This window comes from Guyparkeria sp. TX1, assembly GCF_046523965.1.
Lineage (GTDB): Bacteria > Pseudomonadota > Gammaproteobacteria > Halothiobacillales > Halothiobacillaceae > Guyparkeria.
Genome location: NZ_CP144142.1, coordinates 1,420,738 through 1,433,676, shown reverse-complemented (window position 1 = coordinate 1,433,676; position 12,939 = coordinate 1,420,738). Strand labels below are relative to the sequence as shown.

Annotated in this window: 13 protein-coding genes; 8 read left to right on the top strand and 5 right to left on the bottom strand. The window is 64.6% G+C overall.

The window, feature by feature from the left end; translation table 11 throughout:
* Positions 1-876, top strand: a complete 876-nt coding sequence (locus VWP12_RS06700; protein ID WP_125198663.1) for an ABC transporter ATP-binding protein — start codon at positions 1-3, stop codon at positions 874-876.
* Between the two features lie 82 nt (positions 877-958).
* Here VWP12_RS06700 and VWP12_RS06695 read toward each other — a convergent pair whose 3' ends face one another.
* Positions 959-1,468 carry a macro domain-containing protein gene (locus tag VWP12_RS06695; protein ID WP_410473490.1) on the bottom strand — a complete coding sequence of 170 codons (510 nt, stop codon included), beginning with the start codon at positions 1,466-1,468 and terminating at the stop codon, positions 959-961.
* Positions 1,469-1,620: 152 nt separating this feature from the next.
* Between VWP12_RS06695 and VWP12_RS06690 the strand changes: the two genes are divergently transcribed.
* The 3 genes from VWP12_RS06690 (at position 1,621) to VWP12_RS06680 (ending at position 5,008) form a co-directional block, all read left to right on the top strand.
* A complete protein-coding gene (locus VWP12_RS06690) occupies positions 1,621-3,021 on the top strand; it encodes a M16 family metallopeptidase (protein ID WP_410473489.1) in 1,401 nt (466 codons plus the stop codon).
* Positions 3,011-4,372 (top strand): M16 family metallopeptidase, encoded by a 1,362-nt coding sequence (locus VWP12_RS06685; protein WP_410473488.1) that lies wholly within the window; start codon positions 3,011-3,013, stop codon positions 4,370-4,372. The genes VWP12_RS06690 and VWP12_RS06685 overlap by 11 nt, the downstream gene beginning before the upstream one ends.
* A gap of 297 nt (positions 4,373-4,669) precedes the next feature.
* The gene (locus VWP12_RS06680) at positions 4,670-5,008 is read left to right on the top strand and encodes a hypothetical protein (protein WP_410473487.1); all 339 of its coding nucleotides are present in this window, start codon (positions 4,670-4,672) and stop codon (positions 5,006-5,008) included.
* A gap of 129 nt (positions 5,009-5,137) precedes the next feature.
* On the opposite strand, the gene VWP12_RS06675 is transcribed toward VWP12_RS06680, so the two are convergent.
* From VWP12_RS06675 to VWP12_RS06665, 3 genes are all read right to left on the bottom strand, one after another.
* Entirely contained in the window at positions 5,138-5,626 is a 489-nt protein-coding gene (locus tag VWP12_RS06675) for an MgtC/SapB family protein (protein WP_410473486.1), read from the bottom strand.
* A gap of 116 nt (positions 5,627-5,742) precedes the next feature.
* Positions 5,743-6,273, bottom strand: coding sequence for a hypothetical protein (locus tag VWP12_RS06670; protein WP_125198657.1), 531 nt, complete (start codon positions 6,271-6,273; stop codon positions 5,743-5,745).
* A gap of 147 nt (positions 6,274-6,420) precedes the next feature.
* Positions 6,421-7,977: a methyl-accepting chemotaxis protein gene (locus tag VWP12_RS06665; protein WP_410473485.1), complete on the bottom strand. Its 1,557-nt coding sequence runs from the start codon at positions 7,975-7,977 to the stop codon at positions 6,421-6,423.
* Between the two features lie 358 nt (positions 7,978-8,335).
* Here VWP12_RS06665 and VWP12_RS06660 point away from each other — a divergent pair, with 358 nt between their 5' ends.
* The 4 genes from VWP12_RS06660 to VWP12_RS06645 all read left to right on the top strand — a co-directional run bounded on the left by VWP12_RS06660 (position 8,336) and on the right by VWP12_RS06645 (position 12,067).
* Positions 8,336-9,886, top strand: coding sequence for a phospholipase D family protein (locus tag VWP12_RS06660; protein ID WP_410473484.1), 1,551 nt, complete (start codon positions 8,336-8,338; stop codon positions 9,884-9,886).
* Between the two features lie 269 nt (positions 9,887-10,155).
* Complete coding sequence (locus VWP12_RS06655) at positions 10,156-10,485, top strand: cupredoxin domain-containing protein (RefSeq protein WP_410473483.1); 330 nt, start codon at positions 10,156-10,158, stop codon at positions 10,483-10,485.
* Between the two features lie 43 nt (positions 10,486-10,528).
* Positions 10,529-11,362, top strand: a complete 834-nt coding sequence (locus VWP12_RS06650; protein WP_410473482.1) for an FTR1 family protein — start codon at positions 10,529-10,531, stop codon at positions 11,360-11,362.
* A gap of 18 nt (positions 11,363-11,380) precedes the next feature.
* Positions 11,381-12,067, top strand: a complete 687-nt coding sequence (locus tag VWP12_RS06645; RefSeq protein ID WP_410473481.1) for a hypothetical protein — start codon at positions 11,381-11,383, stop codon at positions 12,065-12,067.
* Between the two features lie 330 nt (positions 12,068-12,397).
* Here VWP12_RS06645 and thpR read toward each other — a convergent pair whose 3' ends face one another.
* Entirely contained in the window at positions 12,398-12,937 is a 540-nt protein-coding gene (thpR, locus tag VWP12_RS06640) for an RNA 2',3'-cyclic phosphodiesterase (RefSeq protein WP_410474952.1), read from the bottom strand.
* Positions 12,938-12,939: the final 2 nt, after the last annotated feature.

The window sequence follows — 12,939 nt, the reverse complement described above, 5'->3', positions numbered from 1 at the left end:
ATGACTACCCCCGCATTCATCCAGGTCGACGGCCTGGAGAAGACCTTCCCCGCGCCGATGGGCCAGGAACCGGTCACGGTGTTCCAGAACCTCGACTTCGAGATCGAGAAAGGCGAGTTCGTCTGCCTGATCGGCCACTCCGGCTGCGGCAAGTCGACCATCCTCAACATCCTGGCCGGGCTGGATGCCGCGACCGACGGCTACGTCTTCATGGAAAACAAGGAAGTCACCGGACCGGGCCTCGACCGCGGCGTGGTCTTCCAGGGCCACGCCCTGATGCCCTGGCTGACGGTGCGCGAGAACGTCGCCTTCGCGGTGAAATCCCGCTTCAAGCGCCACTCCAAGGATGAGGTGAACGCGCAGGTGGAGAAGTACGTCGACATGGTTGGGCTGACCCCGGCGATCGACAAGAAGCCGCACCAGCTCTCCGGCGGGATGCGCCAGCGCGTCGGCATCGCCCGGGCCTTCGCCATCGAGCCGAAGATGCTTTTGATGGACGAGCCGTTCGGTGCGCTCGACGCCCTGACCCGCGGCGTGATCCAGGACGAGCTGCTGGCGATCTGCCAGGCCACCAACCAGACCGTCTTCATGATCACCCACGACGTCGACGAGGCGATCCTGCTGGCCGACAAGATCCTGCTGATGACCAACGGGCCGTTCGCCGAGGTGGCCGAATGCGCCTACAACCCGCTGAAAAAGCCGCGCTCACGCCAGGAAATGCACCACGACGAGCACTACTACCCGTTCCGCAACCACCTGATGGACTTCCTGGTCAACGGGCCGAGCACGCCCTACGCGGACAAGGCATCCGACGGCACGCCGCCGGCGATGGAGGAGGCGCCGCGCAGTGGGCCCCGACGGGTAGTCAACGCCTGATCCACGAGGACCCTTCGACCATCAACCATCCGGCCCCGGGAGCACAACCGGGCCCGGATTTTTTCGTGGTCACCTTGGTTTTTCAGCCCCCACGAACCGCGCGGGCAACGTCCTCGACCACCTGAAGATCCGCCTCGCGATAGACGATCAACCGCAGGTCGGTCAACGTGACGGGCTCGTAGCGGTCGATCTCCTCGAGGATCAGGCGCACCCCGGTGGCAAGATCAAAACCGGCCACCCCGCAGCCCAGCGGCGGGATCACCATTGAGCGACACCCCAGCCCATCGGCCTTGGCCAAGGTGTTGCGAACCGCCGCACGGATACTATGCTCCGTGGCGCGCCCATCGCCGTAATGCGGCATGGCCGCCGCGTGGATCACCCAGCGGGCGGGCAGATCGAAGCCTTGCGTGACGGCCACACCGCCCAGCGGGACCGGCCCCTGGGCCATCGCCGCCTCGTTGATCGGCCCGTTGGCGGCCTCGCGCAATGCCCCAGCCACGCCACTGCCCATGGCGAGTGACGTGCCGGCGGCATTGACCAGGCAATCGGCCGATTGCGTCACGATATTGCCCTGTATGATCGAGAAATCCATGCAGCACCTCCCGCGGCCGTCTCTCGGAACCCGAGCCTTGAGTCTGGACCCGGCGGCGGGAGTTTGAAACCGCCGCCGTTGGCGCAGGTCACACTTGTCCCAGCCATGCCCGCATGGCTGACCGTTCGTTCAACCCTTGGTAGCCCAAACGCATGCAACCCCGACGTTATCTCGCCGCCCTCCTACCCGTCGTGCTCTCCTCGCTTGCGCTGATTGCCGCCCCGATGGCGGCCGCGGGCAAGACGAGCGCCGCGGTCCACGAAACCACGCTCGACAATGGCCTCAAGGTCCTCGTCCTGCCGGACGAGCGGGCCCCGGTGGTCACGCACCAGATCTGGTACAAGGTCGGCTCGGTCGACGAACCGGGCGGGGTCACCGGAATTGCCCACATGTTCGAGCACATGATGTTCAAGGGCACGGAAAACCTCGGCCCCGGCGAGTTCTCGGACATTATCGCGCGCCTCGGTGGCGAGGAAAACGCGTTTACCGGCCGCGATTTTACCGGGTACTACCAGACCCTGTCGGCCGACGAACTGGAGACGGTGATGCGCTGGGAGGCCGATCGCATGGCCAACCTCGAGATCGATCCCGAGGAATTCGCCCGCGAGAAGGAAGTGGTCAAGGAGGAATGGCGCTCGCGCGTGCGCGACAACCCCAATGCCCGCCTCAACCAACTGCTCTACGCCACGGCGTTTACCAGCAGCGGCTATCACCATCCGGTCATCGGCTGGAAGACCGACATCGATGCCTACACCGTCGAGGACCTGCAACGCTGGTACCGCGAGCATTACGCGCCCAACAACGCCACCCTGATCGTGGTCGGCGACGTCGAGCCCGACGCAGTGGTCGACTTGGCCGAGCGCCACTACGGCCAGGTCGAGCAGCGCGACCTGGCCCCGGCCAAGCCTCGCGAGGAGATGGCCCAACACGGCCTCAAGCGGGCGAGCCTCAACATCCCCGCCAAGCTGCCGCACCTGACGATGGGCTACAAGGTCCCCTCGCTGGTCACCGCCGAGGATTCGGGTGCCGCCTACGCGCTCGCCGTCGTCTCCGGCATCCTCGCCGGCGATTCCGGGGCGCGCCTGAACAACGACCTGGTGCGCGCGGGCAAACTCTCTTCAGCCTCCACGCGCTACAACCTGAATGCCCGTGAAATGACCCTGTTCACCGTCGATGCCACTCCGCGCGACGGCCAGCCACTCGACGAGGTCGAGCGGTTGTTGCGTGAACAGATCGAACGGCTGAAGAACGAACCGGTCGAGAAAGAGGAACTCGAGCGCATCAAGGCCCAGGTGGTCGCCTCGGACGTCTACCAGCGTGACTCGTTGTTCTACCAGGGCATGAAGCTGGGCATGTACGAGACGGTGGGACTCGACTACCGACTGGCCGACCGCTTTGTGGAAGGCGTGCGAGCGGTCACCGTCGAGGACGTACAGGCCGTTGCGCGCAAGTATTTCCAAGACGATGGTCTGACCATCGCCACCCTCGACCCGGCGAGCGACAAGCCGACCACCCTGCCCAGCCCGACCGGAGGTATCGAACGTGTCCACTGATGCCCGCAACACCATTTGGCTGGCAATCCTCGCTGCCGGGGCCCTGCTTCTGTCAACCACCGCGCGTGCCGAGCCGGTCCTGCCGGTCGAGACCTGGCAGACCGACAACGGCGCCGACGTGCTGTTCTACCCCACCGACAGCCTGCCGATGGTCGACGCGCGGGTGATCTTCGATGCCGGCAGCGCACGCGACCCCGAAGGCAAAGGCGGCACGGCCAGCCTCACCGCCTCATTGCTCGAGGAAGGCACCAGCAAGCGGGATGCCAAGGCGATCGCCGATGGCTTCGCCCGCGTGGGTGCCGAGTTCTCCGCCAGCGCCAACCTCGAATCCACCGCCGTGCGCCTGCGCAGCCTGACCGAAGAGGATTGGCTCTGGCCGGCGGTCGAGCTGATGGCCGAGGTCATCGCCAAGCCGGCCTTCGAGGACGAGGACATCCAGCGTGAGCGTGAACAGCAGTTGCGCGGCATCCAGTCGCGCCAGCAATCCCCGCAGGCGGTTGCCAGCGACGCGTTGCGCAAGACCGCGTTTGGGAATCACCCCTACGCCCACCCCACCGACGGCACCCGCGAGTCGGTAGAGTCGATTGCCCCCTCGGATGTCCGTGCCTTCCACCAGCAGCGGTTCGTGGCCACCAACGCCACCGTGGTGATCGTCGGCGACCTGGACAGCGAGCAGGCGCGCCGCCTGGCGGGCACGCTCACCGAAAACCTGCCAACGGGCGAGGCCGCGCCTGCCCTGCCCGAGGTGGAGCCGCTCCAAGAGTCCGAAACAGTGCGCATCGACTTCCCCTCGGAGCAGTCGACGGTGCTGGTCGCACTCGACGGCATTCCACGCAAGCACCAGGACTACCTGCCGCTCTATGTGGGCAACCACATGCTGGGTGGCAGCGGCTTTGCCTCGCGGCTGATGTCCGAGCTGCGTGAGAAACGCGGACTGGCCTACAGCACCTATAGCTACCTGATGCCGCTGCGTGCCGGTGGACGGCTGGTCATGGGCATCCAGACGCGCAATGATCAGGTTGGGACGGCCCTGTCGTTGATGGATGAGGAGCTGTCACGTTTCATCGATGAAGGGCCGACCGACGAGGAACTGGCCGACAGTCAGGCAAATATCGTCGGCGGCTTTCCGATGCGGCTGAACAGCAACGACAAGATTATCGAGCAGATCGGTGCGCTGGCTTTCCTCGACCTGCCGCTGGATTACTTCGACGACTACACCGACCGGGTCGAGGCCGTGACGGCCGACGAGATCCGTCAGGCCTTCGAACGGCATGTCGAGCCGCAGAAACGGGTGGTGGTGATCGTCGGCCCCACGGCCGAGGAAACCGAGGTGGACGACGGGGCCGAATAACGCCTTGGGGAGGTCTGGACGAATAGCCAATGCCTCTGGCTTACCGGCTTGTTCGCCATCAAGGCGCCGATGCGAAGGCGGGCTCGTTGCCCGGCGAGGATCGGCAACACCGAAGGCGGGCAAGCCGGCAAGCCCCGCCGGGCGGGCCGCAGAGACGTTGGCTATTCGTCCAGACCTTCCTTTGGGAACTTGCGATAAACCTGACTATCAAACCGGTCATCGGTTGAACATCACGGGCTCACGATACAGCCAGGCAGCGCTTGGCAGGCCCGTGACATCACTCACAGGAGCAAGACCATGACCAAACGCATTCCTACGCTGCTCGCTGCCCTGATCCTGCCGGCCACCGCCGCGTTCGGCGGCGATCTTCACCGCGACGCCGCTATTGGCGGTGCGCTCGGCGGTGCACTGGGCGGTGTCGTCGGCGCTGAAGTCGGCGGCCGCGGAGGCGCGATCGTCGGTTCGGGCATCGGGGCGGCCGTCGGCACCGGCGTAACCACGCGCAACAGCCGTGATGATCGTTACTATCGCGACGATGGCCACCATGAGCGCTATCGCTATCGCGAGACCCACGGCCATGGGCACGGCCACGGGAATTTCTGTCCGCCGGGCCAGGCGAAGAAAGGCCGCTGCTAATCCCTCCCCTGACGACAAGAAGGCCACCGAGTGATCGGTGGCCTTCTTTCGTTTCTGGCTGACGCGCGCGATCGCGTCTGACGCTGCTTCCAACCCGCCGACGGCTGGACGTTGCGACTACGGTCCAAACTAGCCGTCCTCGTCCCTCTTGTACCGCTCCGCGGCGGGTTCGCGTGCTTCGTCCCGATGGCCATTGAGCACCTGTTTCGCCGGTGAAAGCAGCTTCAGGCTAGCGAAGGTGACGATCGAAAGCAGCAAGGCAATCTCGAAATGGTTCCAGGCCACGGCCACGCCGATCGCCCCGGTGGTCCAGAGACTGGCTGCCGTAGCCGTGCCCGTGGTGCGATTCTGGCTCTTGAGAATCGCGCCGCCACCGATGAAACCCATGCCGGTGATGATGCCCTCGAAAACGCGCGCCTCGGCGCCACTGGATTCGAGCACGTTGATGCCGAGCAGCATGTACGCGCAGCTGGCGACCGCCACGAGCGGAAACGTACGCAAACCGGCCGAGCGCGAGTGCGTCTCTCGCTCCAGAGCCACCGGCAAGGCCAGCACGTAGGCTGCTGCCATGTAGGTCAGGTTCGAGTAAACCGAGACCCAATCGATATCAAATGGCATCCGCGGGCTCCCTGGCGACGCGTCGACCACGACGTCGGCCTTGGCAATTTCCCGAAACCCACTCCCGGGTCATGTACAGCCCACTATCGCTGTGTCGGGGTCGGCTGGCCGCCGCATCAGAGGGATTCGGCCACATTCTTGGAGTGGCGCTCGAGGAGTTCGTCGGCGCGGTGCTTCTCGTCCTCGTCGCGTGCGTGGACCACCACCGTCCATCGGCCGTGCTCGCTGGCATCCTCGGCATCGGTGATCACCCGCTCGTGGTCCGGGCGGATCGAGACCAACCCCCCGCCGAGCATGCCGATTGCCCCGCCGACCACAGCGAAAACGCCAAAGACCCAGCCCGGACTTGTCGTGGCCCAATCCAAGCCGGCACCGACCAGAATCCCGGCCAGGATCAAACCGGCGACGGCGCCGATAACTCCCAATATGGCGTGTGAACGCAGGATCGTCGAGAAGATTGCGCCCGAATCTCTCTCGACCTTGCTTGACAGGTTTTGGTCATGCGGTTCGACCAGTTCGATCTGGTCCGAAGCGAAACCGGCCTTGGCGGCCAATGCATTGACCGCATCGCGGGCACGACCGGCATCGTTGAATACGGCGCTGACCTTATGGGGAAACTGTTCGCTGATGATCTCTGCCTGGGTCATGAACCACCTCCTTCTCGGGTGAACCGGCACATTTCAACCAGAAATGCACTTCTGTTCATGGGATTTGTAGAGGGGACCTTAGTTCACGGACCGGGAACTGGCATGCCAGAGGTGGGGCCCAATCGATGACCGCAGTCCCCACCGGCATCAATGTCGCTTGAAGCGGGTGACCAGCTCGTGAAGCTCGGCGGCGATGCGCTCGAGATCGTGGATCTTCTCCTCGGCGGAGGCCGACTGGCCGAGGCTGGAGCTGGCCAGATCGGAGATAGTGTGCACCTGCCGGTCGATCTCGCCGGACACGGTTGCCTGCTCCTCGACGGCCGCGGCCATCGAGGTGGCCATGTCCCGAATCTGCGCCACTGCCTCGGCCACGCCATTGAGCATTTCCTCCGACTCGCGCACGCGCTCGACCCCAGCGGTTGCCGCGTCGCGACCGCGCCGGGCAACGGCCACCGATTCCTCGGCCTGCTGCGTCAACGAACCGATGATCTCGTGGATGTCGCGGGTCGATTCCTGGGTCCGCCGTGCCAGGTCGCGCACTTCCTCGGCCACCACGGAAAAGCCACGGCCGTGCTCGCCGGCCCGGGCGGCCTCGATAGCGGCGTTCAGTGCCAGCAGGTTCGTCTGCTGGGCAATCTGATCGATGATGCCGGCGGCGCTGGCGATCGCCCCGGTCTGGTTCGACACCCCCTCGACCGACTCGCCGATGGCATTGACCGTCCCCTGCAGGTCGACAATCGACTGGCGGGTGCGGGTGGACAGGTGGCGCCCCTCCTCGACCAGTTCCTGGGAGCGGCTGGCCTCGTCCGCCGTGCGTTGGACGTGCTCGGAGACGTCGTTGATGGTGGTCGACATCTCGTGCATGGCCGCGGCGACCTGCTCGGTTTCCGCCTGCTGCCGCGCGATTTCGTCCTTGGCCTGGGTGGACAGTTCCAGACTCACCGAAGACTGGCGGCTGACCTGGTCGGAGGCATCCTCGATCCGGGTCAGCACCGTGATCATCCGCGCCTGCTCGCTCTTGATCGAGACCTTCAGGCGACCCAGCAAACCCGCCTCGTCGGTGTAGGAGTCGACCGCCAGCGGGTGGCTGAAGGCATTGGGCAACTGCTCGGTCAGGGCGGAAATCAGTTGCCGTTCACGCAGCCGCCCCATCGCCCCGAACACCAGCCCCGTGGCGGCCAATGCCCACAAGGCCGGCAGACCGTACCCACCGGCCCACAGTCCGGCCGAGCCGATCAGACCAACCAACCCGGTCACATCCTGGCCGTGCAGGCGGAAACGACGCGCCCGGTATCCCCGCTGGTTGATGCGCCGGTACAGCCGCTCGGCGCGCTGGATATCCTGGCGTGACGGGCAGGAGCGCACCGACTCGTAGCCGATTACCTCGCCGTGTTCGGTGATCGGCGTGACGTACGCATCGACCCAGTAGTAGTCGCCGTTCTTCGAGCGGTTCTTGACCAGGCCCATCCACGGCTGGCCGGCCTTGAGATGGTTCCACATCACCTCGAACGCCAACGGCGGCACGTCCGGGTGCCGCACGATGTTGTGCGGCTGACCGATCAGCTCGTCACGCGAATACCCGCTGATCGAGACGAACGCCTCGTTGCAATGCGTGATCCGCCCCTTGAGATCGGTGGTCGAGACCAGCCGCTCCCCGGGGGCGAAGGTACGTTCGGTATCGGTGACGGGTAGGTTATTTCGCATGAATCAGAGACTAAGATGGGGATGGGACGGAAGCCGGACGAGATGGGTCCATTCGCCCAGGTATCGACGTTTTCGAGCCTGCGAAGGAAAACTTTAGTGTTCTACGAGGATTTACCCCAACCGAACAAGGTTCACTATCGATAAGCAAGCAAACGATCTGCTCAAAGGGGCGCGATTGTGCCACCCAGGCTGGCCCGATGCACCGGTTTTCCGCTCAGCCGGAACCCCGCCTGCTCCCCCGCCTCCAACCAGTCAGGACATCCGTGCGACACCCCCATGACGGCAAGCCGGTATTCGTGAAATCATCGAGAGGCTCGATCCGCGGACAACCAGGGAGGATTCGCGATTGATCAAGGGAATGCCGATACGACAGACGGGGCTCGTCGCCCTGCTCGCCCTGCTGCTGACCGGGTGCGCCCTGCCCCCACTGGAAGGCCGTCACGTCAGCACCACCATCACGCCGGCCGACGCACGCGCCACCCCGCTGGGCGATGCCCTCGCCCCGCAGAAGGCCGCCAACCCGGGTCAGACCGGGGTGTACCTCCTGTCGGATCCGGTGATGACCTTCGCCGCCTGGACCCATCTGGCGCGCACCGCGCAGCGCAGTCTCGATGTGCAGTACTACATCTGGTACGCCGACCGCTCCGGCACCCTGTTGCTGCGCGAACTGCTGGATGCCGCCAACCGAGGGGTGCGCGTGCGGTTGCTGCTCGACGATCAGGGCACACGCCAGCTGGATGACCAACTCGCCGCCCTGCACGCCCATCCCAACATCGCCGTGCGCCTGTTCAATCCGTTCATGACTCGCGATGCGCGTTGGCTCGGCTTTCTCACCGACTTCGATCGGGCCAACCGTCGCATGCACAACAAGGTATTCATCGCCGACAACCAGGCCCTGATCAGCGGCGGACGCAATATCGGCGACAGCTATTTCGGTTCGACCGAGGGGTTCTTGTTCTCGGATCTCGACATACTCGGGGTGGGGCCAGTGGTCGACGAGGTCTCGCGCGGCTTTGATCAGTACTGGCAGAGCCGCTCGTCCTATCCGGCCGACCGTATCCTGCCCACCCCGAAAAACGACGCGGTGGCCGAAACCCTGGAAACGCTCGACTTCGAAGCGGACGCCATCGCCCTCGATCCCCAGGCTGGCGACCTGATGGTGGCGGTGCGCGAGAACTACGTCGTCAGCCAGCTGCTCAACGGAGAACTGGGCCTGGCCTGGGCACCCACCCGACTGGTCATCGACCCGCCTGCCAAGGGGCTGGGGGAACATGAACCGAATGACCTGCTGACCTTGTCGTTGCGTGAGCAATTGCGCACCCCACAGCAGTCGCTCGATATCATCTCCTCGTTCTTCGTTCCCACGCCGACACTTACCGACGACCTGATTGCCCTGGCGCGTCAGGGCGTGCGCGTGCGCGTGTTGACCAACTCGCTCGATGCCACCGACATGGCACCGGCGCATACCGGGTATGCCCGCTACCGCGTCGCGTTGCTCGAAGCCGGGGTAGAGCTATATGAAATGCGTCGCGTTGCCGACCAGGAACCGAAACCCGCAGACGCCGGCCCCTTCGGCAGTCCGGCGACCACCCTGCACGCCAAGGCCATCGTGATCGACGACGCGCAGGTGTTCATCGGGTCCTACAACGTCGATCCCCGTTCGGTGTTGCTCAACACCGAACTGGGTTTTGTCATCGACAGCCCGGATCTCGCCCGCGCGATCAGCCACACCTTCGGCATGCACGTACCCAAGACCACCTATCAGCTGGAACTGGAAGACGGCGAGATTCGGTGGATCGAGCGGACAGAAAACGAAATCACCCGGCACACGAGGGAGCCAGGCGCCGGACCAATCAAGCGCGCGGTAACGTGGTTCTTCTCGCTGATGCCGATCGAGTGGATGTTGTAACTGGACACACCGGGAGCCGCGCCCATCGCGCCAAGGGGTGAACCGATGCCCCCAGCCCCGGTAGCACCCGACCAGCTGCGCCCACTCTCCACACCCCGGTGAACACAACCTCCTCGTAAGAGCAGATCCGAGCACCACCGAGATCACGCTCGGTCGCCACCTGCCCATCGACAAACCGACCGGGGGAACCTCCTCGAGATCATTCCATTGCATTGCAATCTTTTTTGTGCAGAATGCGAACTGTTCTCGTTCCACTTGAGGTTTGCTTCATGACACGCATTACATTCTCGTTCGTTACTGCCGCCCTGCTCGCCGCCGGTACCGCACAGGCCGGCACCCAGACATTCGACCTGACCATCAAGGACCACCGCTTCCAGCCCGAGGCCGTCACCATCCCCGCCGGCGAGAAGGTCAAGCTGATGGTGCACAACCAGGACGCCACCCCGGAGGAGTTCGAAAGCTACGAGCTCAACCGCGAAAAGATCATTCCCGGCAACAGCAAGGCCGTGATCTTCATCGGTCCGCTCGAACCCGGCGAATACCCCTTCTTCGGCGAGTTCAACCAGGCCACCGCCCAGGGCCACGTGATCGCCGAGTAATCCCTCGCAGACACCTCACCCTCAGCAAACGCACAGGTGACGCATGTTCAGTACGGCAATCATCGTGTTCCGCGAAGTTCTCGAGGCGGCGCTGGTCGTCGCCGTCGTCCTCGCCGCCACGCAGGGGCTGGCCGGGCGTAGCCGCTGGATCGTCGGCGGCATTGCCGGTGGCCTCCTCGGCTCGTTCGTGGTCGCCGGCCTCACCCAGGAGATCTCGATGGCATTCGAGGGCGTCGGCCAGGAGCTGTTCAACGCCGCCATCCTCCTGACCGCCGTGGCGATGCTCGCCTGGCACAACATCTGGATGTCGCGGCACGCCAGCCAGTTGGTCACCCATCTCAGGCAGGTGGGGAGCAATGTCTCCAGCGGCCGACTGCCGATCTACTTCCTCGCCATGGCCGTGGGCCTGGCGGTACTACGCGAAGGCTCGGAAGTGGTGCTATTCACCCAGGGGATGGCCGCCGGCGGCAGTGACAACCTGTCGCTGCTTTGGGGCGGGGTTATCGGGCTGGGTGCCGGTCTGGCCCTCGGCGCACTGATCTACTTCGGTCTGGTGCGCATCCCCACTCGTCACCTGTTCACCGTCACCGGCTGGCTGATCCTGCTGCTCGCCGCCGGTATGGCCGCAAGTGCGGCGGGCTTTCTCGCCCAGGCCGGCTGGCTGCCGGTGCAGCATCCGCTCTGGAACAGCTCCGATCTGCTCTCGCAGCACTCAGTACCCGGCGAGATCCTGCACGTGCTGGTCGGCTACCAGGATCGCCCCACCGCCATCCAGCTCGCCTTCTATCTCACCACGCTGGTGCTGATCGCCGTCGGCATGGTGCTGTCGCGCCAACGGGGCACCAGCCATCGGCCGATAGTTTCATCAACCCACTGAAATTCGGGAATCCATCGTATGTGGAAAACGTCGCTTAGCGGCCTCGCCGCCATGACCACCCTCGCCTCCACCACCGCCTTTGCCGGCGTCGATAAGGTCTATGACCCCTATGTCGAGCAGGGCGAGGTCGAACTCGAACTCCGGGGCGTGCATGGCCTCGATTCGGGCGAGTACAAGACCAAGGTCGGCATCGGCTATGGCGTGACCTCGCGCTGGTTCGTCGAAGGCTACCTGATCGGCGAAAAGGAAGATGGCGATTTCGAGGTCGAGGAAGCCGAGATCGAGAACAAGTTCCAACTGACCGAGCAGGGCCAGTACTGGGCCGACTTCGGCCTGCTGGTCGAGCTGGAAAAGGCCTTCGACGAGGATGCCTGGGAAACGAAGGTCGGCCCGCTGGTACAGAAGCAGTTCGGCAAGATGGTCGCGACCGGCAACCTGCTGTTCGAGAAGAAATTCGGCGACGACGTCGCACAAAGTGATTGGGAGACGCTCGGCTCGGCCCAGCTGAAGTATCGGCTCAGCCCGACGCTCGAGCCGGGCATCGAGTACTACGGCAGCGAGGACACGCAGGCACTGGGCCCGGTTCTGATTGGCGCCAACCCCTTCGGCATGGAGCGCGTGAAATGGGAAGCCGGCCTGCTCTTCGGTCTGAACGACGAGACCGAGGACAGTATTCTGCGCTGGCAGATCGAATACGAGTTCTGACCGCCCATCCACGACCAGGACCCACGCAAGGGCCATCCATCTCGGATGGCCCTTTTTGTGTCCGGCGATATCTTTTCGGCCCACTTCACCGCTCGACAGGCAAGAGGCCGAAGGCCACGGGAGATTATCGACCGGGTTGAGAGATATGACTCCGCGAGGTGGAACAGACAGGGCATCGATCGGCCCGATCTCGCCGTAGCAGATAGTCGAGGTAGGCTTCACCGGGTGGACCGGTGATCCGCCGGCATGCGGCCCTCCCATTCCGTCAGCCAGTGGAACCACAAGCACGCTAAGCAGGTCCGCCGCGCACATCTGCTCGCTGACAGCTAATCACCCCTCCGGCCAACGAGCCAGCAGACGATAGGGACCGAGATGCCCATGCCGGCCCGACTCGACCAACGCCAACCGGTCGGCATACCAATGAATCGGCGTCTCGACCACCGACGAAACCGGCGGCCGGGTAAAACGGCGCAGGGTCACATGGGGGACGAACGCGCCGGCATCGGCAGGGACGCCGCAGGCCAGGCACAGGCCGCGCGCCTCGCTTGCGAGATGCTCGAGTTCCTCGGGCACCCGACTTGGACCCAGCCAGGTGACCCGCGGACCCGGGAAATACCCCAGGCGGTCAAGCAGGATCGGGACGGGTGAAAACGCCAGCGATTCCAGCCGTTCGGCCAGGCAATCGGCCACCTCGATACCGACGTTGCCGGGAAACGCGACGGTCAGGTGCAGGTGGGCGGCGGGTACGCCGCGACCGCCCGGCAATGAACGCGCCACGTGGTGCAGCGCCAGCCGCGTGGCCTCATCCGGCCAGAGCGCGAGGAAGACCCGTCTGACAGGGGGTGAACCCACATCCTTGCCACCACCCATCA

Excerpts from the sequence above, each read along its gene's own strand:
- VWP12_RS06700 (WP_125198663.1), top strand. The coding sequence starts at position 1 with ATGACTACCCCCGCATTCATCCAGGTCGACGGCCTGGAGAAGACCTTC.
- VWP12_RS06695 (WP_410473490.1), bottom strand. The coding sequence starts at position 1,468 with ATGGATTTCTCGATCATACAGGGCAATATCGTGACGCAATCGGCCGAT.
- VWP12_RS06690 (WP_410473489.1), top strand. The coding sequence starts at position 1,621 with ATGCAACCCCGACGTTATCTCGCCGCCCTCCTACCCGTCGTGCTCTCC.
- VWP12_RS06680 (WP_410473487.1), top strand. The coding sequence starts at position 4,670 with ATGACCAAACGCATTCCTACGCTGCTCGCTGCCCTGATCCTGCCGGCC.
- VWP12_RS06675 (WP_410473486.1), bottom strand. The coding sequence starts at position 5,626 with ATGCCATTTGATATCGATTGGGTCTCGGTTTACTCGAACCTGACCTAC.
- VWP12_RS06670 (WP_125198657.1), bottom strand. The coding sequence starts at position 6,273 with ATGACCCAGGCAGAGATCATCAGCGAACAGTTTCCCCATAAGGTCAGC.
- VWP12_RS06665 (WP_410473485.1), bottom strand. The coding sequence starts at position 7,977 with ATGCGAAATAACCTACCCGTCACCGATACCGAACGTACCTTCGCCCCC.
- VWP12_RS06660 (WP_410473484.1), top strand. The coding sequence starts at position 8,336 with ATGCCGATACGACAGACGGGGCTCGTCGCCCTGCTCGCCCTGCTGCTG.
- VWP12_RS06655 (WP_410473483.1), top strand. The coding sequence starts at position 10,156 with ATGACACGCATTACATTCTCGTTCGTTACTGCCGCCCTGCTCGCCGCC.
- VWP12_RS06650 (WP_410473482.1), top strand. The coding sequence starts at position 10,529 with ATGTTCAGTACGGCAATCATCGTGTTCCGCGAAGTTCTCGAGGCGGCG.
- VWP12_RS06645 (WP_410473481.1), top strand. The coding sequence starts at position 11,381 with ATGTGGAAAACGTCGCTTAGCGGCCTCGCCGCCATGACCACCCTCGCC.
- thpR (WP_410474952.1), bottom strand. The coding sequence starts at position 12,937 with ATGGGTGGTGGCAAGGATGTGGGTTCACCCCCTGTCAGACGGGTCTTC.